The sequence below is a fragment of the Rhizobacter sp. SG703 genome (assembly GCF_012275445.1).
Classification (GTDB): domain Bacteria; phylum Pseudomonadota; class Gammaproteobacteria; order Burkholderiales; family Burkholderiaceae_C; genus Rhizobacter.
The window spans coordinates 685,844-712,593 of the sequence record NZ_JAAZQK010000001.1 but is presented as its reverse complement, the minus strand read 5'-3'; the positions used below and the strand labels follow the sequence as shown (position 1 = coordinate 712,593).

Below are 26,750 nucleotides of genomic sequence, written 5' to 3'. Positions count from 1 at the left end.
CCTTGCCGCCCGAGAACAGCAGGGCAGGGCGCTCGAACGCGGCGACCGTCTCGCGCAGGATGAAGATGGCTTCTTCCTCGAGCCAGTCGAGGTGGCTGTGGTCGAGCTGCGGCAGCAGTTGTTCCACGGTCAGCGGGGCATTCATTTCCGGTCTCCGATCATCGACACGGCGGCCTCTTCGGCCCCGTGCACGTGCAGTCCGCACTCTTTCGCCTTCTCGTCTTCCCACCACCAGCGGCCGGCGCGGAAGTCTTCGCCCACCGCAATGGCGCGGGTGCACGGCGCGCAGCCGATGCTCGGCATGAACTGGTCGTGCAGCGGGTTGTACGGCACCTCGTTCGACGCGATGTAGTGCCAGACGTCGTTCCAGCTCCAGTCGGCCAGCGGGTTGAACTTGATGCGGCCCTTGTCGTCGGGCTCGCTGAACGGCACCTCGCCGCGGTTGTTCGACTGCTCGCGACGCAGGCCGGTGACCCAGGCGCTGCGCTGCGCCAGCATGCGCGACAGCGGTTCCAGCTTGCGGATGCCGCAGCAGCCCTTGCGCAGGTCGATGCTCTGGTACATCGCCCGCTCGCCGTGGTTCCTGACGAAGTGGATCACCGCGTCGGCCTCGGGGCGGTAGACCTCGACGGCCAGCCCGTAACGCTGCTCGATGCGCGGCACCAGCGCCAGCGTTTCTTCGTGCAGCTGGCCGGTCTCGAGCGTGCCGATCGCGACGGGAATGCCATGCCGCGCGATCAGGTCGGTCAGCACCATGTCTTCGGCGCCGAGGCTGGTGGCCTGCACGACGCGGCCCGGGTGCTCGGCCGCCGCCTGCTTCAGCACCGCGACCGCGTGCGCGACGCGGTCGTCGAAGCCGGCAGTCGCGCGTGCATACAACCGGATCGCATTCATATCGCCGAGCCCGCCTGGTTGAACTCGCGGTTCGTCGTTTCCTCGCCGGCCGGGCGCTTGAACAGCGGCCGGTGCTCGTGCACGTCCGCCTGGTAGTGACCGGGGAAGAAGTTCAGCGCGCGCTCGGCGATCTCGATCGACTGGTCGGCGCGGAGCACCACCGCATCGAAGCCGGTGCGCTGCAGCAGCGGCATCATGTCGACCACCACCTCGCCGGTGGCGCGCACCTCGCCGGCATAGCGGTAGCGCGAGCGCAGCAGCCGGGCCTGGCTGTACGCGCGGCCGTCGACCCACTTCGGGAAATGCAGCACGACCAGCGCGAGCCGCGGCAGGTCGTCGGCCAGGTCTTCGATGTCGGCATCGTTCGGGAACTGCACGCCGACGGTCATGCCGGCCGGCCAGGTGTTGCGCACGCCATGCCATTGCGCAAGCGTCAGCAGGCTGTTCGGTGCGGGCGTCAGAGTGACCATCGGGCCGTCTTCGCCGGTGATGGTGCGCCACGGGTCGCGCACGGTGTCGATGAATTTCATGGTCAGGCCTTGGCGGTGCTGCGGCGCTGGGCGTTGGCCGCGGTCTTGAACGGATCGAGCCCGATGCGGGTCACGGTGTCGATGAAGCGCTCGGCCGCGGTGCTGCGCTGCTGGCGGTAGGTGTCGAGCACCGCCTCGATCACGTCGGGCACCTCGTCGGCCGCGAACGACGGGCCGATCACCTTGCCCGGCGTCGACTGGTGGCCGCTGATCGCCGAGCCGTCGAGCCCGCCGAGCGTCACCTGGTACCACTCGCTGCCGTCCTTGTCGACGCCGAGGATGCCGATGTGGCCGCTGTGGTGGTGGCCGCAGGAGTTGATGCAGCCGCTGATGTGCAGGTCGATGTCGCCGATGTCGTAGAGCTCGTCGATGTCGTCGAAGCGCTCGGTGATGGCCTCGGCGATCGGGATCGAGCGCGCATTGGCCAGCGCGCAGAAATCGCCGCCGGGGCAGGCGATCATGTCGGTCAGCAGGCCGATGTTGGGCGTCGCGAAGCTGGCGGCGCGCGCGGCTTCCCACACCGCGAACAGGTCGCTCTCGCGCACCCACGGCAGCACCAGGTTCTGGTCGTGCGAGACGCGCAGCTCGGCCTGGCTGAAGCGGTCGGCGAGGTCGGCGGCCAGCTCCATCTGCGCATCGGTGATGTCGCCCGGCGCCTGGCCGGTGCGCTTCAGCGACAGCGTCACGCTGCGGTAGCCGGCGAGGCGGTGCGGGTGCACGTTGCGCTCGAGCCAGCGCTGGAACGCGGCGGGGGCGCCGGCCGGTGCGGTGATGGGGCTGCCATCGGTCGTGCCACCCACCACGGGGGCCACGCCGGCCGGTGTCACGAAGTGGGCGGCGACACGGTCGAACTCCGCCTGCGGAATGATCTGCTCGCGGCCGTCGCTGTCGAGTTCGAGGATCTTCTTGAACTCCTCGGCCACGTCGTCGAGAAAGCGCTGGCCTTCGGCCTTCACCAGGATCTTGATGCGCGCCTTGTACATGTTGTCGCGCCGGCCGTAGCGGTTGTAGACCCGAACGATGGCCTCGAGGTAGACGAGGACCTGCTGCCACGGCAGGAACTCGTTGATCACCGTGCCGATCACCGGCGTGCGGCCCATGCCGCCGCCGACCAGCACCTTGAAGCCGATCTCGCCGGCCTCGTTCTTCAGCAGCTGCAGGCCGATGTCGTGCCAGGCGATCGCGGCGCGGTCTTCGTGGGCGCCGCTGACGGCGATCTTGAACTTGCGCGGCAGGAACGCGAACTCGGGGTTCAGCGTGCTCCACTGGCGCAGGATCTCGCAGTACGGGCGCGGGTCGATGATCTCGTCGGCCGCGACCCCGGCGAAGCAGTCGCTGGTGATGTTGCGGATGCAGTTGCCGCTGGTCTGGATGCCGTGCATGCTGACCGAGGCCAGCAGGTCCATCACGTCGGCCGCCTTCGGCAGCGGGATCCAGTTGTATTGGCAGTTCTGCCGCGTCGTGAAGTGGGCGTAGCCGCGGTCGAACTCGCGCGCGATGCGCGCCAGCATGCGCAGCTGCGTGGCACTCAGCTCGCCGTACGGCACCGCGATGCGGGCCATCGGCGCATGGCGCTGGATGTACCAGCCGTTCTGCAGGCGCAGCGCGCGGAACTCGTCGTCGCCCAGCGTGCCGGCGAGGTTGCGCTGGAGCTGGTCGCGGAACTGCGCTGCGCGCTGCTTGACGAACTGGGTGTCGAACGGGGTGTATTGATACATCGCCTTGAGTGCAGTTCTGGGGTCAGTGGATCACGGGGACTGTACGAGCCCGCATATATATGCAGGAAGAACATTTTCGTTGCTTGTTTATTCGACACAAGGATAAAGGTGGGTCGTCCCTAGAATTGCCGGATGCGCTCCTTTCTGACTTCTTCATGGGCCCGTGCGACCGCCGTGGCCGCCGTCGTCCTGCTGGCCGGCTGCCAGACCGTTCCCGTTCCGCCGCCGTCCGGCTCGGCCTCCGCGCCGGGCGGCAACCCGCCGCTGGTGGTGGTCGTGCCGCCGGATCCGGCGGCCTCCGCGCCGCCGGTCATCGTGATCAAGCCGGTGCCGAAGCCGCCGCGCATCGGGCTGGCGCTGGGCGGCGGCGCAGCGCGTGGCTTCGCCCACATCGGCGTGATCCAGGTGCTGGAAGAGAACGGCATCAAGCCGGACCTGGTGGTCGGCACCTCGGCCGGCAGTCTGGTGGCCGCGCTGTATGCATCGGGCAAGAACGGCCTGGCACTGGCGGCGATGGCCGATTCGATGGACGAATCGGCGATCACCGACTGGGCCTTTCCCGGACGCGGGCTGATCCGCGGCGAGGCGCTGGCGCGCTTCGTGCGCGAGAGCACCGGCGGCAAGACGATCGAGCAGATGCGCCTGCCGCTGGGCATCGTCGCGACCGACCTGGACAACGGCGCGCCGGTGCTGTTCCAGCGCGGCGACGCCGGCATCGCGGTGCGCGCCTCGAGCGCGGTGCCGGCGGTGTTCCAGCCGGTGCGCATCGGCACCCGCGAGTACGTGGATGGCGGGCTGGTGTCGCCGGTGCCGGTGCGTTTCGCACGTCAGATGGGCGCCGATCTGGTGATTGCGGTCGACATCTCCGCGGTGCCGGACGGCGCGGCCACCGGCGACCCGATGCGCATGCTGCTGCAGACCTTCGCGATCATGAGCCGCAGCATCAATGCGTTCGAGCTGCGCGAAGCCGACGTGGTGCTGCGACCTAAGCTGAACGACGTGTCGTCGGCCGATTTCGCGGCGCGCAAGCGCTCGATCCAGGCCGGGCGCGAGATCGCGCTGGCGATGCTCAGCGAGCTGAAGCTGCGGATCGCCGCGAAGACGCACTGAAGAAGCGGGGGCGGCTCAGGCGTCGGGCGGCGCGATGCGCACGACGCCGAGCTTCAGGCCCAGCACGCCGAACAGCCGGTTCATCGTCTGCACGCTGCCTTCGCTGCGGCCCTGCTCGATGTCCTGCACCGTCCGGTAGTGGACGCCGGACAGCTTGGCCATCTCGGCGCTGGTCAGGCGCATCGTCTTCTTCAGGTGGCGCAGCGCCGCCTGCGTCGACCATTCGGGATGGGCCAGCACGTCGTCGACGGCCTGCTTGCGCAGCATCAGTTGCTCGGAGAGGCTGAGCTTGCCGTAGCGCTTGTCCATCGCTCGCTCAGGCCAGGGCGGCCAGTTGCCGGGCCTGCGCGCGCATGCCGGGCCGCAGGTGGGCATGAACCTCGGGTTCGAGGCCCGATCCGGCGGCGTCGCCGGCGATCTCGTCGAGGACAGGCGCCAGCGCCCGCAATCCTGCCCGCAACGGTGCGCGCTGCAGGGGCGCGTGGGCCTCGCCGGGCCGCGGCATGCTGTCGGCACAGACCTTGTCGAGCACGCGAGCCCAGTCGGGCTGTCCGCCATCGTTGGCTTCCCAGCGAATGCACCGTGCAATGCCGTCCGGATCCAGGTACATCGGCGCGAAATCGTAGAGCGGAGTCAGTGCGACATGGCTTTCGAAATCACGCTGCACCGCGGTGTTGCGGGCGTGGTTGTCCTTGTTGCCGAGAGCGAGGTTCGCGACATCGCGCTTCAGGTACTCGAGCACCTCGGCTTGCGGGTCGGTGCAGCGCAGCTGTTAATAGATACTTTTCTGTGCAAAAGAAATGGGCGGCCAAACAAAAGGCCCGGTGTCGCCACCGGGCCTAAGGTACCTGGAATCGAGATTCGCGCGGTACCGAGGAGACAACCTTTCAGGGAGACCACAGGCAGGGCCTGCGGTCATGCTCAGATGAAGGGTCGCGTCGAAAGTTCAAGTCGATTTCGAATCTTCTTCGTGACGACCTGTTCGCCAAGTCAGGCGGCAGCGCGCTTGGCCTTCGGGGTCGATGCGGCCTTCACGGCGCTGGCGCTGATGGCTTCGATGTTGGCTTCGGCCACCTTGGCGGCCTGGCCGGCGGCCTTCTGCAGGCTTTCGTAGGCGTTGCTGGTGGTCGCGACGGCCGACTTGAACAGCGCGACGACGTTCTCGGTGCCGGCCGGTGCGTTCTTCACCGCGGTGTCGACCACCGACATGAACTTCTGCTGGGCTTCGGCGGCTTGCGCTTCGGCGACCTTGCCGATGTCGGCATTGGTGCTGGCAGCGATGTCGTACAGGTAGCGGCCGTAGGCGGCAGCCTTCTCGGCCGCCGGTTGCAGCAGGCCGGCCTGCAGCGCCAGGAACTCTTGCGCGTCCTTCGCCGACAGCGCGGCCTGGGTGTTGGCAGCGGCTTCGCCGAGAGCGGTCTTCGCGACCTGCAGGTTCAGCTCGACGAGCTTCTCGACGCCTTCGAACGCCTTGCCGGTCAGGCCGAAGAGCGTGTCGATGTTGGTCTTGTGGGCGGCGATCAATTGTTCAGCGGTCAGCATGTGGAATCTCCAGAGGATAGAAAAGGGGACTGCGCCTGACACAGTGACTTTGTTGCACTGCACCATGATCGAAAGTATACGAGGCGATCGGCATATTTCAAGCTGTTTTTGCTGCAATGCAGCAATCTAGAGTCGCCAACCCATTCCGGCGCTTTGCGGCATCGATCGGCACAATGCGCCGGCGATGCGCGCCACGATGCAAGCCTTTCATTCCGACCACTTCGTGCTGCCGCTGCCCGACGGGCACCGGTTTCCGATGCAGAAGTACCGCCTGCTGCGCGAGGCGGCCGAGTCGGAAGCGGGGATGCGGCTGCGGGAAGCGCCGGCCGCTACCGACGGTGAACTCGCGCTGGCCCACACGCCGGACTACGTGAGCTCGGTGACCGAAGGCCTGCTGAGCGCGGCCGAGCAGCGCGAGATCGGCTTCCCGTGGACGCCGCGCATGGTCGAGCGTTCGCGCCGCTCGGTCGGCGCGACGATCGCCGCGGCGCGTGCCGCGCTGGCCGACGGCGTCGCCGCGAACCTGGCCGGCGGCACGCACCATGCCTATGCCGACAAGGGCGGCGGCTACTGCGTCTTCAACGATGTCGCGGTGGCCGCACGGCTGATGCAGGCCGAATGGCACCGGCACCACCGCGCGCTGCTGCGCATCGCGGTGATCGACCTCGACGTGCACCAGGGAAACGGCACCGCGGCGATCTTCCGCGACGACCCGACGGTGTTCACGCTGTCGTTGCACGGCGAGCGCAACTTCCCGTTCCGCAAGGAGTCGAGCGACCTCGACGTGGCCTTGCCCGACGGCTGCCGCGATGCCGAGTACCTGGCCGCGCTCGACACCGCACTCGGCGAGCTGTGGCGGCGCCATGCCCACGGTGCGCCGGGCCTGGTCTTCTACCTCGCCGGCGCCGACCCGCACGAGGGCGACCGGCTCGGCCGGCTGAAGCTCACCGCCGCCGGGCTGGCCGAGCGCGACCGCCGCGTCTTCAGCGCTGCCCGCGCGCGCCGCATTCCGGTCGCGATCAGCATGGCCGGCGGCTACGGCCACCAGATCGCCGACACCGTCGCGGTGCAGCTCGCGACGCTGCGCGAAGCGCTGGCCAGCCGCCAGCAATGGAACAATGCAACGCCATGACGCAGTCCTCCGCACCCTCGCCCCCCGTCCGCGCCCAGCCCGAACCGCGCGGCGCCTACCGGCACTTCGCGAGCCTGTCGACCCGCTGGATGGACAACGACGCCTACGGCCACGTCAACAACGTCGTCTACTACAGCCTGTTCGACACCGCGGTGAACCGCTACCTGATCGAGGCCGGCGCGCTCGACCTCCACGCCGGCGCGGTGATCGGCCTGGTGGTCGAGACCCACTGCAACTACTTCGCGCCGATCGCATTCCCGCAGATGGTCGACGCCGGGCTGCGGGTCGCGCAGGTCGGCAGCTCCAGCGTGCGCTACGAGATCGGGCTGTTCGCCGCCGGCGAGCCGCTGTGTGCGGCGCGCGGCCATTTCGTGCACGTCTACGTCGACCGCGCGACGCGCCGCCCGGCCGCGTTGCCGGCTGTCCTCATCCAGGCCCTCGAAGGATTGCGTTCGTGACCTCTCCCTTGCCGCCCCTGCCAACCCCGGAGCAGACCGCCGCCGTCGACGCGGCCATCACCTCGCGCCGCTCGCTGCGCGCCTTCCTGCCGACGCCGGTCCCGCGCGAGACGATCGAGGACATCCTGCGCGTCGCGTCGCGCGCGCCGTCCGGCACCAACACGCAGCCGTGGAAGGTCTACGTGCTGACCGGCGAGCCGCTGCAGGCGCTGGCGCGCGACATCACCGCCGTCTACGACGACCCGGCCGAGGCCGCGCGGCACCGCGAGGAATACGCCTACTACCCGGTCGAATGGCGTCCGCCCTACATCGACCGGCGTCGCAAGGTCGGCTGGGACCTGTACGGGCTGCTCGGCATCGCCAAGGGCGACAAGCCGCGCATGCATGCGCAGCACGGCCGCAACTACGTGTTCTTCGATGCGCCGGTCGGCCTGATGTTCACGATCGACCGCGTGATGCAGCAGGGCAGCTGGCTGGACTACGGCATGTTCCTGCAGAACATCATGGTGGCCGCGCGCGCCCGCGGCCTCGACACCTGCCCGCAGGCGGCGTTCACGCAGTTCCACCGCATCATCCTGCCGCGGCTCGGCGCGGCCGACGACGAGATGCTGGTCTGCGGCATGTCGCTCGGTTTCGCCGACCCGGCCGCGGTCGAGAACACGCTGGTGACCGAGCGCGAGCCGGTGGCCGGCTTCACCCGGTTCCTCGGCTGATGCCCGGGCCGTTGTGGGGCCTTCCGTTCGCGGGCCTGCTGCTGTCGATCGCGCTGATGCCGCTGGCGGTGCCGGGCTTCTGGCACCGGCACTATGGCAAGGTGGTGGCCGCCTGGGCGCTGGCCTATGTGCTGCCGCAGGCGGCGCTGTCGGGGGTCGACGCTGCATGGCACGGCCTGGTGCATGCCGCGGTCGGCGAGTACATCCCGTTCATCGTGCTGCTGGCCACGCTGTTCATCGTCGCCGGCGGCATCTTCGTGCGCGGCAACCTGCACGGCGGCCCGGGCATGAACGTCGCGCTGATGGCGATCGGCGCGGTGCTTGCCAGCGTGATGGGCACCACCGGCGCGTCGATGCTGATGATCCGCCCGCTGATCCGCGCCAACGACCAGCGCCGCCACACCGCGCACATCGTGGTGTTCTTCATCTTCATCGTGTCGAATGCGGCCGGCGCGCTGACGCCGCTGGGCGACCCGCCGCTGTTCCTCGGCTTCCTGCAGGGCGTCGCGTTCAGCTGGACGCTGGTGCACCTGCTGCCGCACACGCTGTTCATGGTCGGCTCGCTGCTCGGCATCTTCTGGCTGCTCGACCGCTGGTACTGCAGCCGCGAGGTACCGCGCCGCGTCGACCCGACCCCCGACACCCGCGATCCCGGTGGATTCGGCGTCGACGGCGCGATCAACCTGCCGCTGCTGGCCGGCGTGGCCGGGCTGATCCTGATGAGCGGTGTCTGGCAGGGCGGCGTCGCGTTCACGGTCGCCGGTGCCGAACTCACCTGGCAAGGCCTGCTGCGCGACCTCGGGCTGCTCGCGATCGCCGCCGTGTCGTGGTTCGCGACGCCGCCGTCGGCGCATGCGCAGAACCAGTTCAGCTTCGGGCCGATCGTCGAGGTCGCGAAGCTGTTCGCCGGCATCTTCCTGACCATCATCCCGGTCATCGCGATGCTGCGGGCCGGCGTGCACGGGCCGTTCGGGGCGATCGTCTCGGCCGTCACCGGGCCGGATGGCGCGCCGCTGCCGGGGATGTATTTCTGGGCTTCGGGCGTGCTGTCGTCGTTTCTGGACAATGCGCCGACCTACCTGGTGTTCTTCAATGCCGCGGGCGGCGATGCGCAGCAGTTGATGACGCAGCATGCGGCCACGCTGGTGGCGATCTCCGCCGGCTCGGTGTTCATGGGAGCCAACTCGTACATCGGCAACGCGCCCAACTTGATGGTCAAGGCGGTGGCCGAAAGCCGCGGCATCCGGATGCCCGGCTTCTTCGGCTACATGGGCTGGTCGATGGCCGTGCTGCTGCCGCTGTTCGTGCTGATGACGCTGATCTGGTTCTGACCTTGGTTTCCCGTTGAAGAGGATCTGACATGAAGCCTGCCGTACTCGTCTCGCGTGCCGTGTTCCCCGATGTCGTCGACCGCCTGCGGGCGCACTTCGACGTCGAGGACAACCCGGCCGACCGCGTCTTCACGAAAGCCGAGCTGATCCAGCACCTGGCCGGCAAGCAGGGCGTGTTCGCCACCGGCAGCGAGCGCTTCGACGCCGAGGTGCTCGACGCCAATCCGCAGCTGAAGGCGGTGTGCAACATGGCGGTCGGCTACAACAACATCGACGTCGACGCCTGCAGCGCGCGCGGCGTGCTGTGCACCAACACGCCCGACGTGCTGACCGAGACCACCGCCGACTTCGGCTTCGCGCTGATGATGGCCACCGCGCGGCGCATCGCCGAATCGGAGCACTTCCTGCGCCGGGGCGAATGGAAGAAGTGGTCCTACGAGATGTTCGCCGGCAGCGACGTCCACGGCGCGACGCTCGGCATCCTCGGCATGGGCCGCATCGGCCAGGGCATCGCGAAGCGCGGCGCGCACGGCTTCGGCATGAAGGTGATCTACCACAACCGCTCCCGGCTTGCGCCCGGCATCGAGGCCGAGTGCCGCGCCAGCTACGTGTCCAAAGAAGCGCTGCTGCGCGATGCGGACCACCTGGTGATCGTCGTGCCGTACTCGCCGGCCTCGCACCATGCGGTCGGCGCGGCCGAGCTGGCGCAGATGAAGCGAACGGCCACGCTGACCAACATCGCGCGCGGCGGGGTCGTCGACGACGCGGCGCTCGCGCAGGCGCTGGCCGAGCGGCGCATCGCGGCGGCCGGGCTCGATGTGTTCGAAGGCGAGCCGGCGTTGAACCCGGCGCTGCTGGCGGTGCCGAACGTCGTGCTGACGCCGCACATCGCGAGCGCCACCATCGCGACGCGGCGCGCGATGGCCAACCTCGCGGCCGACAACCTGATCGCCGCGCTGGGCTTCGGGCCGCAAGCCGGCCACCCGCCGACCCCGATCAACGCGGCGGCGCTGAAGGGATGAAGGCGTTGCGCGCCGCAGCCGTCGGCCTGCTGATGATGGCCTGCGGCGCTGCCGTGCACGCGGCCGACAGCGTCACCGTCGGCTCCAAGCGCTTCACCGAGTCGTACGTGCTCGGCGAGATCGTGCGCCAGACCTACGAGCGCGCCGGCATCCCGGCCACGCACAAGCAGGGGCTGGGCAACACCGGCATCCTCGAGCAGGCGCTGTCCAGCGGCGCGGTCGACGTCTACCCCGAGTACACCGGCACCATCGTGCGCGAGCTGCTGAAGCGCGAGGGCAACCCGTCGCTCGACGAGCTGAACACGTGGCTCGCACCGCGCGGGCTGAAGGCCGCGGTGCCGCTCGGCTTCAACGACACCTATGCGATCGCGATGCTCGAATCGCAGGCGCAGCAACTGGGCATCGAGCGCATCTCCGACCTGTTGAAGCCGCAGGCGGCGGCGCTGCGGCCGGGGCTGTCGCACGAGTTCCTGGAGCGTGCCGACGGCTGGCCGGCGCTGAAGGCGGCGTACCGCCTCGCCTACGACAAGCCGGCCGGGCTGGACCACGGCCTGGCCTACGACGCGATCGCAGCGCATCGCGTCGACCTGATCGATATCTACAGCACCGATGCCAAGGTCGGCCGCTACAAGCTGCGCGTGCTGAAGGACGACCTGAACTTCTTCCCGAAATACGACGCGGTGCTGCTGATGCGGGCCGCACTCGACCCGGCGCCGCTGCAGGCGCTGGCCGGCCGCATCGACGAGGCGGCGATGATCTCGCTGAACGCCCAGGTCGAGCTCGACGGCAAGAGCTTCGCCGAGGTCGCGCGGCAGTTCCTGTCGAGCAGCGCGGTGGCGGCCTCGAAGCCGATCACCTTCGCGCAGCGGCTGTTCGGCCCCGATTTCGCGCGGCTCACCGGGCAGCACCTGCTGCTGGTGTTCGGCTCGCTGGCGGTCGCGGTGCTGGTCGGCGTGCCGCTCGGTGTCGCGGCCTGGCGCTGGCCGCGCAGCGCCGGACTGGTGATGGGCGCGGTGTCGGTGCTGCAGACGGTGCCGTCGCTCGCGCTGCTGGCCTTCCTGATCGCGGTGGTCGGCAGCATCGGGCTGCTGCCGGCGCTGATCGCGCTGTTCCTCTACGCCTTGCTGCCGATCGTGCGCAACACGCATGCCGGGCTGCAGGGCGTGTCGGCCGGGCTGGCGCAGGCTGCACTGTCGCTCGGCCTGACGCCGCGGCAGGCGCTGCGCCATGTGCAGCTGCCGCTGGCGGCGCCGACGCTGCTGGCGGGCATCAAGACCGCGGCGGTGATCAACGTCGGCACCGCGACGGTGGCGGCCTTCATCGGCGCCGGCGGCTATGGCGAGCGCATCGTCGCCGGCCTGGCGGTCAACGACACCGCGGCGATGCTGGCCGGCGCGTTGCCGGCGGCGGTGCTCGCGCTGCTGGTGCAATACGGTTTCGACGCGATCGAAAAGCGCCTGCTGCCTGCCCCACTGCGCAGCTCGGCATAGCCGCTGCTGCGAGAATGCGCGAATGCTCCTCGACTGGATATCGCTCGCACTCCTCGTTCTTGTCCTGCTGCTGACGCTCTGGCTCGCGCTGCGGCGGCCCGATGCGGGCACCGACCACCTGGGCCGGCTCGAACGCCTGGAACGCGAGTTGCGCGATGAAGTGGCCCGCAGCGCGCAGGGCACGCGGCAGGAACTGGGGCAGACGCTCGCGAGCTTCCAGCAGACGCTGCTCGCGCAACAGGGCGACGTCGCGCGCACGCAGAACGAGCAGATCGACAGCTTCCGCACCCAGCTGGCCGCCACGCAGCAGGCGCAAGAGGCCACGCTGGCGCGGCTGGCCGAGCAGCAGGCCAATGCGCTGAAGCGCTTCGCCGACACGCTGGCCGATCAGCTGCGCTCGCTGTCGCAGTCCAACGACCAACGCCTGACCGAGATGCGCGGCGCGGTCGAGCAAAAGCTGTCGGCGATCCAGGCCGACAACGAGAAGAAGCTCGAGCAGATGCGCGCCACCGTCGACGAGAAGCTGCATGCCACGCTCGAGCAGCGGCTGGGCGAAAGCTTCAAGCTGGTCGCCGACCGGCTCGACCAGGTGCACAAGGGCCTCGGCGAGATGCAGAACCTGGCGCGCGATGTCGGCTCGCTGAACCGCGTGCTGACCAACGTCAAGACGCGCGGCATCTTCGGCGAGGTGCAGCTGGCCGGCCTGCTGGAACAGGTGTTCACGCCGGAGCAGTACGCCGTCAACGTCGAGACGGTGCCGGGCAGCGGTGCGCGGGTCGAGTTCGCGATCCGGCTGCCGGGGCAGCGGGTCGACGGCGTGCCGCTGTGGCTGCCGGTCGACGCGAAGTTCCCGCGCGAAGACTACGAACGCTTGCTGGATGCGCAGGACCGCGCCGATCCGGCGGCGGTCGAGGTGGCCGCGAAGGCCATCGAGACGCGGCTGCGGCTCGAGGCTCGATCCATCCACGACAAGTACGTCTCGCCGCCGCACACCACCGATTTCGCGATCCTGTTCGTGCCGACCGAAGGCCTGTATGCCGAGGCGCTGCGCCGGCCGGGGCTGGTCGAATCGCTGCAGCGCGAGCACCACGTGATGCTGGCCGGGCCGACCACGCTGCTGGCCACGCTGAACAGCCTGCAGATGGGCTTCCGCACGCTGGCGCTGGAGAAGCGCTCGGTCGAGGTGTGGGAGGTGCTGGGCGCGGTGAAGACCGAGTTCGCGAAGTTCGGCGACGTGCTCGCGAAGACCAAGAAGAAGCTCGACGAGGCCAGCAACACGATCGACCAGGCGCAGACGCGGGCCAACGTGATGGCGCGCAAGCTGAAGTCGGTCGAGGCGGTCACCGAGACGCATGCGCAGGCCTTGCTGCCGCTGGCGCTGCCGCGCGACGACGACGCCATCGTCCCGGATCTTCCCGAAAGCGATGCCTGAGGTTTCCTGACACCACGACATGGCGCAATTCTCCCGCCCGCTGCTCGCGTTGATCCTCGGTCAGATCAGCTTGCATTCGTGCATGGCGGGGGTGCGGATGGCGGCGCCGCTGCAGGCGCTGAAGCAAGGGCAGGCGGAGTGGACGGTCGGGCTGCTGATGGCGCTGTTCGCTGCGGCGCCGGTGCTGCTGTCGCTGCCGGCCGGGCGGCTCGCGGACCGTCGGGGCTACCACGTGCCGATGCGGCTGGGGGTCGCGCTGTCGCTCGCGGGCGGCACCATCGCCGCGCTCAGCAGCCACTACCTCGCGATGTGCCTGGCGGCCATCCTGACCGGCGCCGGCTCGAACTTCGGCCTGATCACGATCCAGCGCACCGCCGGCCGCATGGCCACCGATGCGACCGAACGCATCCGCGTCTTCAGCTGGCTCGGGCTGGCGCCGGCCTTGTCGAACGTCGTCGGACCGGTGACCGCCGGGCTGCTGATCGACCAGATGGGCTTCCGGGTCGCGTTCGCGGTGCTGATGCTGATGCCGCTGGCGGCGCTGGTGTCGGCCCGCTACGTGCCGGCCGAGGCCGACGTGCCGCGCGCCTCCGCCACGGCGGCGCGCCAGAGTTCGTGGGACCTGCTGCGCTCACCGGCCTTGCGCCGGCTGCTGCTGGTGAACTGGCTGCTGTCGGCCAGCTGGGACGTGCATTCCTTCGTCGTGCCGATCCTCGGGCACGAGCGCGGCATGAGCGCCGGTGCGATCGGGCTGGTGCTCGGGCTGTTCGCGACGTCGGTGGTGGCGGTGCGGCTGCTGATCCCGGTCCTCGCGCACCGCCTGAGCGAATCGCAGGTGCTGACCGGTGCGATGCTGTGGGTCGCGGCGATCTTCGGCATCTATCCGTTCGTGCACTCGGCCTGGCTGATGGCTTGCTGCGCGTCGCTGCTGGGGCTGGCGCTCGGGGCGGTGCAGCCGATGGTGATGTCGACGCTGCACCACATCACGCCGCACGAGCGCCATGGCGAGGCCATCGCGTTCCGGTCGATGGCGCTGAACGGGTCCAGCACGCTGATGCCGCTGCTGTTCGGCGCCTTCGGTGCGGCACTGGGGGCCGCGTCGCTGTTCTGGATGATGGGGCTGGCGGTCGGTGCCGGCAGCTGGCAGGCGCGCCGGATCCGGTGAATGACAACCCCTCGGTCGTCGAGTACGCCGACCGATCCCCCAGGGGGATGCGGGCCGGCTTGGGGCGGCCCGGCGCTCGGCCCGCTTCTTCGACCTAGAACTTGATGCCGGCTGGGTTGCTGCCGGTGCTGCCGCTGTCGCCCGACGACTGAGGCGCTTGCGCCGCCGGCGCATTGCCGTTCTGCGGCGTGTTCGCCTTCACCGCCTGCTTCGGCTCGGTCAGCGGCGTGGCGCTGCCCTGCGTGTAGCTGGCCGGCAGCTTCGATTCCTTCGGATACGCCGCGGCATCGAGGTAGCTCGACCAGTCTTCGCGCTGGAAGCCGCGCAGCACCTGCGCGCCGATGGTCGCGGCCGGCAGGTCGCGGCCGCCGGTGATGCGTTGCAGCGCGTCGCCGTCTTCCTTGGTCGAGATCGACTTCTCGGTGAACGGGATGCCGCGCTGGCGCAGCAGCTGGCGGGCCATGTCGCAGGGCGGGCAATCCTTGGCGCCGTACAGCGTCACCGGGAAGCGCTGCGCGATCTGGCGCAGCTCGTACGGCAGCGCGACGTCGTCGGACACGCCACCGTTGCTGTTGACCGACTGCACCTTGTTCTCGGGGCTGACCGCCGGCCGGTCGGTGTAGGTGATCTTGCCGTCGGGGCCGACCACCTTGTACAGCGCGTGCGCGGGCAGCGCGGTGAACAGCGTGGCCAGCAGCGTCGGCGCCGCCAGGCTGAAGTGACGGGCGAACGTGCGGAAAGTGGATCGGTTCATGAGGGCTCCAACAACGCTGAATGTGTTTGCGTCCGAATTTACTTCATCAGGGCCGGCTCGCCTAAGCCATGCCTTGGTGTCGCAACAACGCATCGATGCTCGGCTCGCGGCCGCGGAAGGCCTTGAAGCTCTCCATCGCCGGACGGCTGCCGCCCGCCTCGAGGATGGCCTGCCGGTAGCGCCGCCCCGTGGCGATGTCGAGCGCGCCGGCCTCTTCGAAGGCGCTCCACGCGTCGGCGCTCAGCACTTCGGCCCACTTGTAGCTGTAGTAGCCGGCCGCGTAACCGCCGGAAAAAATATGTGAGAAGCCGTGCTGGAAGCGGTTGAAGCGCGGTGGCACCAGCACCGCCACCTCGGCGCGCACCTCGTCGAGCAGCTTCTGGATGTCGGCCTGCGAGCCCGGTTCGGCATGCAGGCGCATGTCGAACAGCGAGAGCTCGATCTGGCGCAGCGTCTGCAGCCCGCTCTGGAAGTTCTTCGCGGCGAGCATCTTGTCGAACAGCGCACGCGGCAGCGGCTCGCCGGTGTCGACGTGGGAAGTCAGCCGCTTCAGCACGTCCCACTCCCAGCAGAAGTTCTCCATGAACTGGCTCGGCAGCTCGACCGCGTCCCATTCGACGCCGGAGATGCCGGCCACGCCGACGTCGTTCACCTGCGTCAGCATGTGGTGCAGGCCGTGGCCGAATTCGTGGAACAGCGTCGTCACGTCGTCATGCGTCAGCAGCGCCGGGCGGCGCTTGCCGTCGACCTCGACCGGCGATGCGAAGTTGCACACCAGGTGCGCGACCGGCGTCTGCGTGCGGCCGTCGGGGCGCGCCCAGCGGCCGCAGACGTCGTCCATCCACGCGCCGGGCCGCTTGCCGGGGCGCGCATACGGGTCGAGGTAGAACTGCCCGACCAGCTCGCCCTGGCGCTCGATGCGGAAGAAGCGCACGCCCGGGTGCCAGACCGGCGCGCTGTCGGCGCGGATGCTGACCTCGAACAGCGTCTCGATGATGCGGAACAGCCCGTCGAGCACCTTGGTCTCGGTGAAGTACGGCTTGACCTCCTGGTCGCTGAACGCGTAGCGGTTCTCCTTCAGCTTCTCGCTGGCGTACGGAAAATCCCAGGCCTGCAGCTCGTCGATCCCGAGCTCGCTGCGGGCGAAGGCGCGCAGCTCGGCCAGGTCGCGCTCGGCGTAGGGGCGGGCGCGCTGCGCCAGGTCGCGCAGGAAGCCGGTGACCTGCTGCGGCGAATCGGCCATCTTCGGCACCAGCGACACCTCGGCGAAGCTCGCATAGCCGAGCAGCCTGGCTTCTTCCTGGCGCAGGTCGAGCAGCTCGCGCATCACCGCGCTGTTGTCGAGCGCCGCCGGACCGGCCTCGCTCGCGCGGGTCACGTAGGCCACGTACAGCTTCTCGCGCAGCGCGCGGTTGCTGCCGTACTGCATCACCGGGAAGTAGCTCGGGAAGTGCAGCGTGATCTTGTGGCCCGGCTTGCCGTCGGCCTCGGCGGCGGCGCGGGCCGCGGCGACCACGTCGGCCGGCACGCCGGCCAGCTCGGCCTCGTCGACGTACAGCGCGAAGCCGTCGGTCGCATCGAGCACGTGCTCGGAATAGGTCTGCGACAGCGCGGCCAGGCGGTCCTGGATCTGCGCGTAGCGGTCGCGGTCGGCGCCCTTCAGCTCGGCCCCCGACAGCACGAAATCGCGCATCGCGTTCGACAGCGCCTGGCGGCGCGGCGCGCTGAGCGCGGCGGCGGCCGGGCTGTTGGCGATCCGCTTGTACTTCGCGTAGAGCCGCTCATCGGCACCGAGCCGGGTGTGGAATTCGGTGACGGCCGGCAGCTGCTCGTTGTACGCCGCGCGCAGTTCCGGCGTGTCGGCCACCGCGGTCAGGTGGTGCACCGCGCCCCAGGCACGGCCGAGGCGTTCGGTCGCGACGTCGAGCACCGCCGACATCGCGTCGTAGTCGGCCGGCACCGCGTCGCTCGTGACCTTGTCGAGCGCTTCCTCGGCCTCGGTCAGCAACTGCGCCATCGCCGGTGCAACGTGCGCGGCGCGGATCGCCGAGAAGTCGAGCAGTGCATCGGGAACCAGCAGTGGATTGATCTCGTTCATTGTTTTCATCTCCCTTGTGAAGTGACCGAAGTGCCGCCACCGGGGGTGGCGCGTCAACCCTGCGCGAATCGCTCCGCGGCCTCCAGGGTGTTGACCAGGAGCATCGCACGGGTCATGGGTCCGACGCCACCCGGCACCGGCGTGATCCAGCCGGCGACCTGGGAGACGCCGTCGAAGTCCACGTCGCCGGCGAGCTTGCCGTCGTCCTTGCGGTTCATGCCCACGTCGATGACCACCGCGCCCGGTTTGACCATGTCGGCGGTGAGCACATTGCGCTTGCCGACCGCCGCGACGACGACATCGGCCTGGCGCGTGAAGAGGCCGATGTCGGACGTCGCGCTGTGGCAGATGGTGACGGTGGCGTTGGCCTGCAAGAGCAGCTGGGCCATCGGCTTGCCGACGGTGTTGCTGCGGCCGATCACGACGGCATTCCTGCCGCGCAGCGCGATGCCGGTGGTGGCGATCAGCTTCATGCAGCCGTACGGCGTGCACGGCAGGAAGCCGGGGCGGCCGACCATCAGCGCGCCGGCGCTCTGCACATGGAAGCCGTCGACGTCCTTCAGCGGCGAGATCGCCTCGATGACCTTCTGCGGATCGATGTGCTTCGGCAGCGGCATCTGCACCAGGATGCCGTGGATCGTCGGGTCGGCGTTCAGCGCGGCGATGCGCGCCAGCAGCTCGGCCTCGGGCAGCGCCGCGTCGTACTTCTCGAGCACCGAGCGCACGCCGCTGGTTTCGCAGTCGTTGACCTTGTGCTTCACGTAGACCTGCGAGGCCGGGTCGTCGCCGACCAGGATCACCGCCAAGCCAGGCCGGTGGCCGCGGGCGGTGAGGGCGGCGGCACGTTGCGCGACTTCGGCGCGAACCTGCCTGGCGAGGGCGTTGCCGTCGATCAGTTGTGCGGTCATGGGGGGCTCCAGAAACGAAAAAGGCCGCTTCGGTAGCGGCCTTCAGGATGGGGTGGATGTCAGGCCTTGGCTTGGGCGCCGAGGGCAATCTTGAGGAGGTCGGCCACGGTGTTCGCGTTCAGCTTCTCCATGATGTTGGCGCGGTGCGCCTCGACCGTCTTGATGCTGATGCCCAGGTCGTCGGCGATCTGCTTGTTGAGCCGGCCTGCGACGATGCGCTCGAGCACCTGCGCCTCGCGGGTCGTCAGCCGCGACAGCAGCGCGTCGCGGCTGGCGGCTTCCTGGTGGTGCGAGAACGCGCTGCGCGCCTGGTCGAGCATGCGCTCGACCAGGCCGAGCAGTTCTTCTTCCTTGAAGGGCTTCTCGATGAAGTCCATCGCGCCCTTCTTCATCGTCGTGACCGCCATCGGCACGTCGCCATGGCCGGTGATGAAGACGACCGGCAGCGGCGACTTGCGCTCCAGCAACCGGTCTTGCAGTTCGAGCCCGCTCATGCCGTCCATGCGGATGTCGGCGATCAGGCAGGCGACCTCGCGGGGGTCGAAGCGGGACAGGAACGATTCGGAGGAATCGAAGCACTTGACGCGGTAGTCCTTGCCTTCGAGCAGCCATTGCAGCGAGTCGCGCACAGCCTCGTCGTCGTCGACCACATAGACCGTGCCCTTTTTCGGAATCAAGCTCATCGATGCAGTCTCATGGCAGCGCCGGCTCCAGGCCGGCAGATTTGGCGGTTTCCACAGGCAGCGTGAAGCTGAAGCGGCACCCGACGGCGAGGTCGCCATTGTAGAGGTTCTGTGCACGGATACGGCCGCGGTGGCTCTCGATGATCGAGCGGCACAGGGACAACCCGATGCCCAGGCCCTCGGCCTTGGTCGAGAAGAAGGCCTCGTACAGCCGCGCGATCACTTCCTCCTTCAGCCCGGGGCCGCTGTCGGTCACGCTGAACTCGATCACGCCGCCTTCTTCCGGCGTGTGCTTGGGCACCACGCGCATCTCGATGTTGCGGCGCGCCTGCGGCAGCTGCGCCATGTCGATCGCCTCGGCCGCGTTCTTCAGCAGGTTCAGCACCACCTGCTCGATCAGGATCGGGTCGACCATCAGCGTCGGCAGGCGCTGCGCGACATAGACGTGCACCGCCACGTTGCGCCGGCGCAGTTCGATGTTGGCCAGCTCCACCGCATCCTCGACGATGCTCTGCGCCTGCGCCGGCTGGCGCTGCGGCTCGCTGCGCTTCACGAACGCGCGGATGCGCCGGATGATCTGCCCGGCGCGCTCGGCCTGGCGCGCGGTCTTCTCGAGCGCGGCGATCAGGTCGTCCTTCTGGATCGCGTCGCCCTTCACGCGCGAGACCATGCCGTTGCAGTAGTTCGTGATCGCGGTCAGCGGCTGGTTCAGCTCGTGCGCGACCGACGAGGCCATCTCGCCCATCGTCACCAGCCGGCTCGTCACCTGCGCCTTCTCGGCCTGCTGCGCGGCCTGCGTCTCGGCGTTGCGGCGGCCGGTGATGTCGGTGGCGATCAGCATCTGCGCAAGCCGCCCGTCGGTCCACTGCAGGTAGCGCGCGCGCACGTCGAACCACTTCTGCAGCGGGTCGATGTAGACCTCGCGCGCATCCGAGCCGACCTCGGTCAGCTCCTGCGTCGGCAGGCCGCCGAAGCTGTCGACCGAATCGCCGTCGTCGCCGAAGGCCGACAGCCCGCCGATCACCGGCAGGCCGGGGTCGCCGCCGGCCAGCAGCGCATGGCCGCGCGCATCGGCACCGAACCACAGCCGGTACGAGCGGTTCGCGAACAGCAGCTCGCCCTGCTGCACCGACAGCACCGACACCGCGGCGTCCAGCCCTTCGAGCACGGTGGTGAAGCGCTCGTGCGAGGCCGACAGCTGGTCGCGCACCCGCTTGGCCTCGGTGATGTTGGTCATCGAGGTCATCCAGCCGGTCTGCAGCCCCTTCGGGTCGATCAGCGGCGAGACGTACATGCGCGCGTCGAACTGCGATTCGTCCTTGCGCATCACCTTCACCTCGATGCCACCGGCCGGGCTGCGGCCCTGCAGCTCCTGCTGCAGCAGCCGGGTGTTCTCGTCGATGCGCTCGGGCGGCCAGTGCGGGAACGGCGGCACGCGGCCGATCAGCTCGGCCTCGCTGAAGCCGGTCATCGCGCAGAAGGCCGGGTTCACGTAGGTGATGCGGCCTTCCATGTCCATCGCGCGCATGCCGGTCAGCATCGAGTTTTCCATCGCGCGCCGGAAGTTGGTCTCCGACACCAGCGTGCTCTGGATCTGCAGCCGCCGGCGCATGTGGCGCCAGGTGCCGAGCAGCATCCAGACCGTCAGCACCGACAGGGCCGCGACCATCCAGAAGAGGGTGTTGCTGATCAGCCCGATCGAGGTGCGGTAGCCCTGGCCGCGCAGCACCAGGCCGTTGCCGGCCGGCGCGAGCGGCACGTCGTGCACGATGGTGGTGGCCGAGCGGCGGTTCTGCTGGCCGGGCATCGGCGTCACGGTGCTTGCGAGGATGCGGTCCTGGCCGTCGACCAGCGTCACCGAATGCCGCGTCGACACCTCGGCCGGGATGAAGTAGCGCATCAGCGATTCGATCGAGTACTCGGCGATCAGCGTGCCCGAGAACGCGCTGCGGTCGAGCAGCGGCACCTGCACCTGGAACACCGCGGCGCCGTACAGGTCGGTGAACGGCCGCGAATACACCGGCTGGCGCAGGTCGCGCGCCGCGGTGAAGGCGGCCTCGGGCGCGGTCTTCGCGCCTTCCTTGGGCACCGAGGTGCTGCTCTCCTCGCCGCCGAAGCCGCTTTCCGGGTGGAAGCCGGTGGCCGCGTAGCCGGCGCGCCGGCTGCGGTTCGCGCCGACCCAGATCAGGTTCGTGATCTCGGGGCGCTCGCGGGTGAAGCTCGCGGCCTGGCCGAGGAACTCGTCCTGGTCGATGGTGCGGGTCGCGATCTCGCGCGCGATGCGCACCAGCTGCTCCTGGTTCTCGATCAGCCGCAGCCGGATCTGCTGCTGCGCGATCTCGGTGTCGCGCTTGACCGATTCCTGCTCGCGCTCGAATTCCTCGTTGCGCAGGTACCAGAAGGCCAGGATGATCGCCGCCAGGAACAGCAGCACCGACACCAGCGGACCCAGCGTCGCGAAGCGGTCCTGGCGGGCGAGCGACTGGCGCCGCCACCAGAGCCCGAAGATTCTCTGCGCCGCGCCGGGGAGAGGGGCGCTGCGTGGAGGAGGGGTGTTCAACGGCTGCATGGAGCGATTATCGAGGGCCCGCCCGAGGGAGCCCGTCCGGAGCGACCCGCGCCCCGGGGAATTCCATAATACGAAACGATGTCGCGCAATTTGGAAAGCTTTTTGAGTTGTGCGACACTGCCGCCGCCCCAAAAAGTTGAACCTTACGGAGACAAGCATGGCTGCAAACCCGGAGTCTTTCCTCGGCGACTCGGCGAACGATGCCGACTCGCAGGAAACCCGCGAATGGCTGGACGCCCTGTCGGCGGTGATCGGTGCCGAAGGCGGCGAGCGCGCGCACTTCCTGCTCGAGCAGCTGATCGACCACGCCCGGCAGGCCGGCATCGACGTGCCGTTCTCGGCCAACACCGCCTACGTCAACACCATCCCGGTCGACCAGGAGGAGCATTCGCCCGGCAACGTCGAGATCGAGGAGCGACTGCGCGCCTACATGCGCTGGAACGCGATGGCGATGGTGGTCAAGGCCAACCGCCTGCACCCCGCCGACGGTGGCGACCTGGGTGGCCACATCTCGTCGTTCGCATCGCTCGCGACGATGTTCGGCACCGGCTTCAACCATTTCTGGCATGCCGAGAGCGAAGGCCATGGCGGCGACCTGCTGTACATCCAGGGGCATTCGTCGCCCGGCGTCTACGCCCGCGCGTACATGGAAGGCCGGCTGAGCGAGGAGCAGCTGCTGAACTTCCGCCAGGAGGTCGACGGCAAGGGCATCTCCAGCTACCCGCACCCGAAGCTGATGCCCGAGTTCTGGCAGTTCCCGACTGTCTCGATGGGCCTGGGCCCGCTGATGGCGATCTACCAGGCGCGTTTCCTGAAGTACCTGCACGCCCGCGGCATCGCGAACACCGAGAACCGCAAGGTGTGGGTGTTCTGCGGCGACGGCGAGATGGACGAACCCGAATCGCTCGGCGCGATCGGCCTGGCCGCGCGCGAGAAGCTCGACAACCTGATCTTCGTCGTCAACTGCAACCTGCAGCGCCTGGACGGCCCGGTGCGCGGCAACGGCAAGATCATCCAGGAACTCGAAGGCGAGTTCCGCGGTGCCGGCTGGAACGTCATCAAGCTGCTGTGGGGCAGCTACTGGGATCCGCTGCTCGCGAAGGACAAGGACGGCATCCTGCGCAAGGTGATGATGGACACCGTCGACGGCGACTACCAGGCCTTCAAGGCGAACGACGGCGCCTTCGTGCGCAAGAACTTCTTCGGCCGCCATCCGAAGATGCTGGAGATGGTCGCGAAGATGAGCGACGAGGAAGTCTGGCGCCTGCAGCGCGGCGGCCACGACCCGCACAAGGTCTACGCCGCGTACGACCGCGCGACCAAGCACAAGGGCCAGCCGACGGTGATGCTGATCAAGACCGTCAAGGGCTATGGCATGGGCAAGATCGGCGAAGGCAAGAACACCGCCCACCAGACCAAGAAGCTGGTCGACGAGGATGTGCGCGCCTTCCGCGACCGCTTCAACATTCCGATTCCGGACGACAAGCTGGCCGAGATCCCGTTCTACAAGCCGGCCGACGACACGCCGGAGATGCAGTATCTGCACGCCCGACGCAAGGCGCTGGGCGGCTACCTGCCGCACCGCCGCACCAAGGCCGACGAGCAACTGAAGGTGCCCGAGCTGGAGACCTTCAAGGCGGTGCTCGAGCCGACCGCCGAAGGCCGCGAGATCTCGACCACGCAGGCCTACGTGCGCTTCCTGACGCAGCTGCTGCGCGACAAGGAACTCGGCCCGCGCGCGGTGCCGATCCTCGTCGACGAGGCGCGCACCTTCGGCATGGAAGGCCTGTTCCGCCAGATCGGCATCTACAACCCCGCGGGGCAGCAGTACACGCCGGTCGACAAGGACCAGGTGATGTACTACCGCGAGGACAAGGCCGGCCAGATCCTGCAGGAAGGCATCAACGAGGCCGGCGGCATGAGCAGCTGGATCGCGGCGGCCACGTCGTACTCGACGAACAACCGCATCATGGTGCCGTTCTACGTCTACTACTCGATGTTCGGCTTCCAGCGCATCGGCGACCTGGCCTGGGCCGCCGGCGACATGCAGGCGCGCGGCTTCCTGCTGGGCGGCACCTCGGGCCGCACGACGCTGAACGGCGAAGGCCTGCAGCACGAAGACGGCCACAGCCACATCCTGGCCGGCACGATCCCGAACTGCATCAGCTACGACCCGACCTTCGCGCACGAGGTGGGCGTGATCCTGCACCATGGCCTGAAACGCATGGTCGAGCAGCAGGAGAACGTGTACTTCTACCTGACGCTGCTGAACGAGAACTACCCGATGCCGGGCCTGAAGGCCGGCACCGAAGAGCAGATCATCAAGGGCATGTACCTGCTGGAAGAGGGCGCGAAGAAGACGCCGCGCGTGAACCTGCTCGGCTCGGGCACGATCCTGCGCGAATCGATCGCCGCGAAGGAGCTGTTGGCCAAGGACTGGGGCGTGTCGGCCAACATCTGGAGCTGCCCGAGCTTCAACGAGCTGGCGCGCGACGGCCAGGACTGCGAACGCTGGAACCTGCTGCACCCGACCGAGAAACCGCGCGTGCCGTTCGTCGCGCAGCAGCTCGACAAGTACGCCGGCCCGGTGATCGCGTCGACCGACTACATGAAGAACTACGCCGACCAGATCCGCGCGTTCATTCCGAAGGGCCGCAGCTACAAGGTGCTGGGCACCGACGGTTTCGGTCGCAGCGACTTCCGCAGCAAGCTGCGCGAGCACTTCGAGGTGAACCGGCACTACGTCGTGGTCGCCGCGCTGAAGGCGCTGGCCGACGAGGGCACGCTGCCGGCCGAGAAGGTCGCCGAGGCGATCAGGAAATACGGCATCAACGCTGACAAGATCAACCCGCTGTACGCCTGAACGGCTACGCCACAAGAACACGCCGGAGACCCAGCATGGCATTGGTGGAAGTGAAAGTCCCCGACATCGGCGACTTCAAGGATGTCGAGATCATCGAGTTGCTCGTGAAGCCGGGCGACACCGTGAAGGCCGAGCAGTCGCTCGTCACGGTGGAGAGCGACAAGGCCTCGATGGAGATCCCGTCGTCGCACGCCGGCGTCGTGAAGGAGCTGAAGGTCAAGCTCGGCGACAAGATCAACGAGGGGACGCCGCTGCTGGTGATCGAGGCGGCTGGCGCTGGCGCCGCACCGGGTGCCGCTGCTCCCGCGCCCGCTCCCGTTCGGGCTGAGCCTGTCGAAGCCCCTGCCTCGCAGGCCGCTGCGTCCACTTCGACAAGCCCGGTGCGAACGGAATCCGCGGCACCTGCTTCCGGCGGCGTCGTCGACGTGGTGATCCCCGACATCGGCGATTTCGACGAGGTCTCGGTGATCGAGGTGTTCATCAAGCCGGGCGACACGATCAAGGCCGAGCAGTCGTTGATCACCGTCGAGAGCGACAAGGCCTCGATGGAGATCCCGTCGTCGCACGCCGGCGTCGTCAAGGACCTGAAGGTGAAGGTCGGCGACAAGGTCAAGAAGGGCTCGCTGATTGCGACGGTGCAGGCTGCGGCCGGTGCCGTGAACACCGTTCGGGCTGAGCCTGTCGAAGCCCCTGCCTCGAAGGCCGCTGCAACTCCCGCAAGCACTTCGACAAGCTCAGTGCGAACGGAGGGTGGTGCGGTGCAAACGGCGCTCCCCGCCCACGAACCCGCCGTCCTCCAGTCCAACCTGCCGCACGCCTCCCCCAGCATCCGCAAGTTCGCCCGCGAACTCGGCGTGCCGCTGGACGAAGTGAAGGGCAGCGGTCCGAAGGGCCGCATCACGCAGGACGACGTGCAGGCCTTCGTGAAGACCGTTCTGTCCGGCGCGCAGCAGACCAAGGCGCAGGCCGCCAAGGCCCCGGCCGGCGGCGCGGCATCGGGCGGTGCCGGCTTCCCCGGCCTGCTGCCGTGGCCGCAGGTCGACTTCACCAAGTTCGGCCCGGTCGAGCGCCGCGACCTGTCGCGCATCAAGAAGATCAGCGGCGCCAACCTGCACCGCAACTGGGTGATGATCCCGCACGTCACCAACCATGACGATGCCGACATCACCGATCTCGAAGCCTTCCGCGTGCAGCTGAACAAGGAGAACGAGAAGTCGGGCGTCAAGGTCACGATGCTCGCCTTCCTGATCAAGGCCTGCGTCGCGGCGCTGAAGAAGTTCCCCGAGTTCAATGCGTCGCTCGACGGCGAGCAGCTGGTGCTGAAGCAGTACGTGCACATCGGCTTCGCGGCCGACACGCCGAACGGCCTGATGGTTCCGGTGATCCGCGATGCCGACAAGAAGGGCATCCTGCAGATCAGCAAGGAAATGAGCGAGCTCGCCGGCAAGGCGCGCGACGGCAAGCTGGGCCCGGCCGAGATGACCGGCGGCTGCTTCTCGATCAGCTCGCTGGGCGGCATCGGCGGCACCTACTTCACGCCGATCATCAACGCGCCCGAGGTGGCGATCCTCGGCGTGTGCAAGTCGGCGACACGCCCGGTGTGGGACGGCAAGGCCTTCCAGCCGCGCCTGATGCTGCCGCTGAGCCTGAGCTGGGACCACCGGGTGATCGACGGCGCCTCGGCGGCGCGCTTCAACACCTACCTCGCGCAGATCCTGGCCGACTTCCGCCGCGTCCTGCTCTGAGCGGATCCGCACCATGACGACCGTGGTGGTGGTCCGAAAGGGAATGCAGCTGGCGCTCGCGTCCGACAGCCTCGTGACCTTCGGGGACACGCGGCTGGCGCACGGCTACGAAGAGAACGAGAAGCTGTTTCGCGTCGGCGATTCGTGGATCGGCATGGCCGGCACCACCGCGCACTTCCCGGTGCTGCGGCGGGTGCTGAACAGCCTGCCGCCCGACGAGCTGAAGCTGCGCTCGCGCGACGAGGTGTTCGACACCTTCCTGAAGGTGCACCCGAAGCTGAAGGAGACCTTCTTCCTGAACCCGAAGGAAGAAGACGCCGACCCATACGAGAGCTCGCAGTTCACCGCGCTGATCGCCAACGCGACCGGCATCTACGGCGTGTACTCGTACCGCGAGGTGTTCGAGTTCGACCGCTTCTGGGCGATCGGCTCGGGCCGCGCGTTCGCGCTCGGCGCGATGTACGGCGCCTACGGCGGCAAGCTGACGGCGCGCGAGATCGCCGAGCTGGGCGTGCGCGCCGGCTGCGAATTCGACAAGAACTCGGCCGGGCCGATCAAGGCCCACACGATCAAACTGAAGGCGAAAGACTGAG

General features: G+C 68.5%; 23 protein-coding genes and 1 pseudogene. 12 read left to right on the top strand and 12 right to left on the bottom strand.

What is annotated here, in order from left to right; translation table 11 throughout:
• The 4 genes and pseudogenes from FHT26_RS29635 to FHT26_RS03005 form a co-directional block, all read right to left on the bottom strand.
• Positions 1–145, bottom strand: a pseudogene (locus FHT26_RS29635) (sulfate adenylyltransferase subunit CysD); the annotation flags it as partial.
• On the bottom strand, positions 142–894 hold the full coding sequence (locus FHT26_RS03015) for a phosphoadenylyl-sulfate reductase (RefSeq protein WP_168558662.1): 753 nt from the start codon (positions 892–894) through the stop codon (positions 142–144). The pseudogene FHT26_RS29635 and the gene FHT26_RS03015, both read right to left, overlap by 4 nt.
• Complete coding sequence (locus FHT26_RS03010) at positions 891–1,424, bottom strand: DUF934 domain-containing protein (protein WP_168558661.1); 534 nt, start codon at positions 1,422–1,424, stop codon at positions 891–893. Before FHT26_RS03010 ends, FHT26_RS03015 begins: the two co-directional genes overlap by 4 nt.
• Positions 1,425–1,426: 2 nt before the next feature.
• Entirely contained in the window at positions 1,427–3,142 is a 1,716-nt protein-coding gene (locus FHT26_RS03005; RefSeq protein ID WP_168558660.1) for a nitrite/sulfite reductase, read from the bottom strand.
• A gap of 132 nt (positions 3,143–3,274) precedes the next feature.
• Here FHT26_RS03005 and FHT26_RS03000 point away from each other — a divergent pair, with 132 nt between their 5' ends.
• Positions 3,275–4,252, top strand: a complete 978-nt coding sequence (locus FHT26_RS03000) for a patatin-like phospholipase family protein (protein WP_168558659.1) — start codon at positions 3,275–3,277, stop codon at positions 4,250–4,252.
• A gap of 15 nt (positions 4,253–4,267) precedes the next feature.
• Here the strand turns inward: FHT26_RS03000 and FHT26_RS02995 are convergent, their stop codons facing one another.
• The 3 genes from FHT26_RS02995 to phaP form a co-directional block, all read right to left on the bottom strand.
• A complete protein-coding gene (locus FHT26_RS02995; RefSeq protein WP_168558658.1) occupies positions 4,268–4,561 on the bottom strand; it encodes a helix-turn-helix domain-containing protein in 294 nt (97 codons plus the stop codon).
• A gap of 7 nt (positions 4,562–4,568) precedes the next feature.
• A complete protein-coding gene (locus FHT26_RS02990) occupies positions 4,569–4,994 on the bottom strand; it encodes a HipA domain-containing protein (RefSeq protein ID WP_490362762.1) in 426 nt (141 codons plus the stop codon).
• Between the two features lie 248 nt (positions 4,995–5,242).
• On the bottom strand, positions 5,243–5,794 hold the full coding sequence (gene phaP, locus FHT26_RS02985) for a TIGR01841 family phasin (protein ID WP_168558657.1): 552 nt from the start codon (positions 5,792–5,794) through the stop codon (positions 5,243–5,245).
• Positions 5,795–5,990: 196 nt separating this feature from the next.
• Between phaP and FHT26_RS02980 the strand changes: the two genes are divergently transcribed.
• The 8 genes from FHT26_RS02980 to FHT26_RS02945 are packed head-to-tail and all read left to right on the top strand — an operon-like array spanning position 5,991 to position 14,537.
• On the top strand, positions 5,991–6,926 hold the full coding sequence (locus FHT26_RS02980) for a histone deacetylase family protein (RefSeq protein ID WP_210427211.1): 936 nt from the start codon (positions 5,991–5,993) through the stop codon (positions 6,924–6,926).
• Positions 6,923–7,384 carry an acyl-CoA thioesterase gene (locus FHT26_RS02975; protein ID WP_168558655.1) on the top strand — a complete coding sequence of 154 codons (462 nt, stop codon included), beginning with the start codon at positions 6,923–6,925 and terminating at the stop codon, positions 7,382–7,384. The genes FHT26_RS02980 and FHT26_RS02975 overlap by 4 nt, the downstream gene beginning before the upstream one ends.
• Positions 7,381–8,097 (top strand): nitroreductase, encoded by a 717-nt coding sequence (locus FHT26_RS02970; RefSeq protein WP_349238076.1) that lies wholly within the window; start codon positions 7,381–7,383, stop codon positions 8,095–8,097. Before FHT26_RS02975 ends, FHT26_RS02970 begins: the two co-directional genes overlap by 4 nt.
• Complete coding sequence (locus FHT26_RS02965; protein ID WP_168558654.1) at positions 8,097–9,428, top strand: sodium:proton antiporter; 1,332 nt, start codon at positions 8,097–8,099, stop codon at positions 9,426–9,428. Before FHT26_RS02970 ends, FHT26_RS02965 begins: the two co-directional genes overlap by 1 nt.
• Before the next feature lie 29 nt (positions 9,429–9,457).
• Positions 9,458–10,450, top strand: a complete 993-nt coding sequence (locus tag FHT26_RS02960) for a 2-hydroxyacid dehydrogenase (RefSeq protein WP_168558653.1) — start codon at positions 9,458–9,460, stop codon at positions 10,448–10,450.
• Positions 10,447–11,940, top strand: coding sequence for an ABC transporter permease/substrate-binding protein (locus FHT26_RS02955; RefSeq protein ID WP_168558652.1), 1,494 nt, complete (start codon positions 10,447–10,449; stop codon positions 11,938–11,940). The genes FHT26_RS02960 and FHT26_RS02955 overlap by 4 nt, the downstream gene beginning before the upstream one ends.
• 22 nt (positions 11,941–11,962) lie before the next feature.
• A complete protein-coding gene (locus tag FHT26_RS02950) occupies positions 11,963–13,372 on the top strand; it encodes a DNA recombination protein RmuC (protein WP_168558651.1) in 1,410 nt (469 codons plus the stop codon).
• A 19-nt stretch (positions 13,373–13,391) separates the two neighbouring features.
• Positions 13,392–14,537 carry an MFS transporter gene (locus FHT26_RS02945; RefSeq protein ID WP_168558650.1) on the top strand — a complete coding sequence of 382 codons (1,146 nt, stop codon included), beginning with the start codon at positions 13,392–13,394 and terminating at the stop codon, positions 14,535–14,537.
• A gap of 94 nt (positions 14,538–14,631) precedes the next feature.
• Here FHT26_RS02945 and FHT26_RS02940 read toward each other — a convergent pair whose 3' ends face one another.
• The 5 genes from FHT26_RS02940 to FHT26_RS02920 all read right to left on the bottom strand — a co-directional run bounded on the left by FHT26_RS02940 (position 14,632) and on the right by FHT26_RS02920 (position 21,549).
• Positions 14,632–15,291, bottom strand: coding sequence for a glutaredoxin family protein (locus FHT26_RS02940; RefSeq protein ID WP_168558649.1), 660 nt, complete (start codon positions 15,289–15,291; stop codon positions 14,632–14,634).
• 61 nt (positions 15,292–15,352) lie between these two features.
• Positions 15,353–17,389, bottom strand: coding sequence for a M3 family metallopeptidase (locus FHT26_RS02935; RefSeq protein WP_168558648.1), 2,037 nt, complete (start codon positions 17,387–17,389; stop codon positions 15,353–15,355).
• A 53-nt stretch (positions 17,390–17,442) separates the two neighbouring features.
• Entirely contained in the window at positions 17,443–18,297 is an 855-nt protein-coding gene (folD, locus tag FHT26_RS02930) for a bifunctional methylenetetrahydrofolate dehydrogenase/methenyltetrahydrofolate cyclohydrolase FolD (protein ID WP_168558647.1), read from the bottom strand.
• A gap of 59 nt (positions 18,298–18,356) precedes the next feature.
• Positions 18,357–18,980 carry a response regulator transcription factor gene (locus FHT26_RS02925; protein WP_047510729.1) on the bottom strand — a complete coding sequence of 208 codons (624 nt, stop codon included), beginning with the start codon at positions 18,978–18,980 and terminating at the stop codon, positions 18,357–18,359.
• Between the two features lie 10 nt (positions 18,981–18,990).
• Entirely contained in the window at positions 18,991–21,549 is a 2,559-nt protein-coding gene (locus FHT26_RS02920; protein ID WP_168558646.1) for a PAS domain S-box protein, read from the bottom strand.
• Positions 21,550–21,706: 157 nt separating this feature from the next.
• Here FHT26_RS02920 and aceE point away from each other — a divergent pair, with 157 nt between their 5' ends.
• From aceE to FHT26_RS02905, 3 genes are read left to right on the top strand one after another with little or no spacing between them, the layout of a single operon-like run.
• Complete coding sequence (gene aceE, locus FHT26_RS02915; protein ID WP_168558645.1) at positions 21,707–24,412, top strand: pyruvate dehydrogenase (acetyl-transferring), homodimeric type; 2,706 nt, start codon at positions 21,707–21,709, stop codon at positions 24,410–24,412.
• Between the two features lie 35 nt (positions 24,413–24,447).
• Positions 24,448–26,157 carry a dihydrolipoyllysine-residue acetyltransferase gene (aceF, locus tag FHT26_RS02910; protein WP_168558644.1) on the top strand — a complete coding sequence of 570 codons (1,710 nt, stop codon included), beginning with the start codon at positions 24,448–24,450 and terminating at the stop codon, positions 26,155–26,157.
• Between the two features lie 13 nt (positions 26,158–26,170).
• Positions 26,171–26,749 carry an Ntn hydrolase family protein gene (locus FHT26_RS02905; protein ID WP_056808316.1) on the top strand — a complete coding sequence of 193 codons (579 nt, stop codon included), beginning with the start codon at positions 26,171–26,173 and terminating at the stop codon, positions 26,747–26,749.
• The last annotated feature ends 1 nt before the right edge of the window (position 26,750 follow it).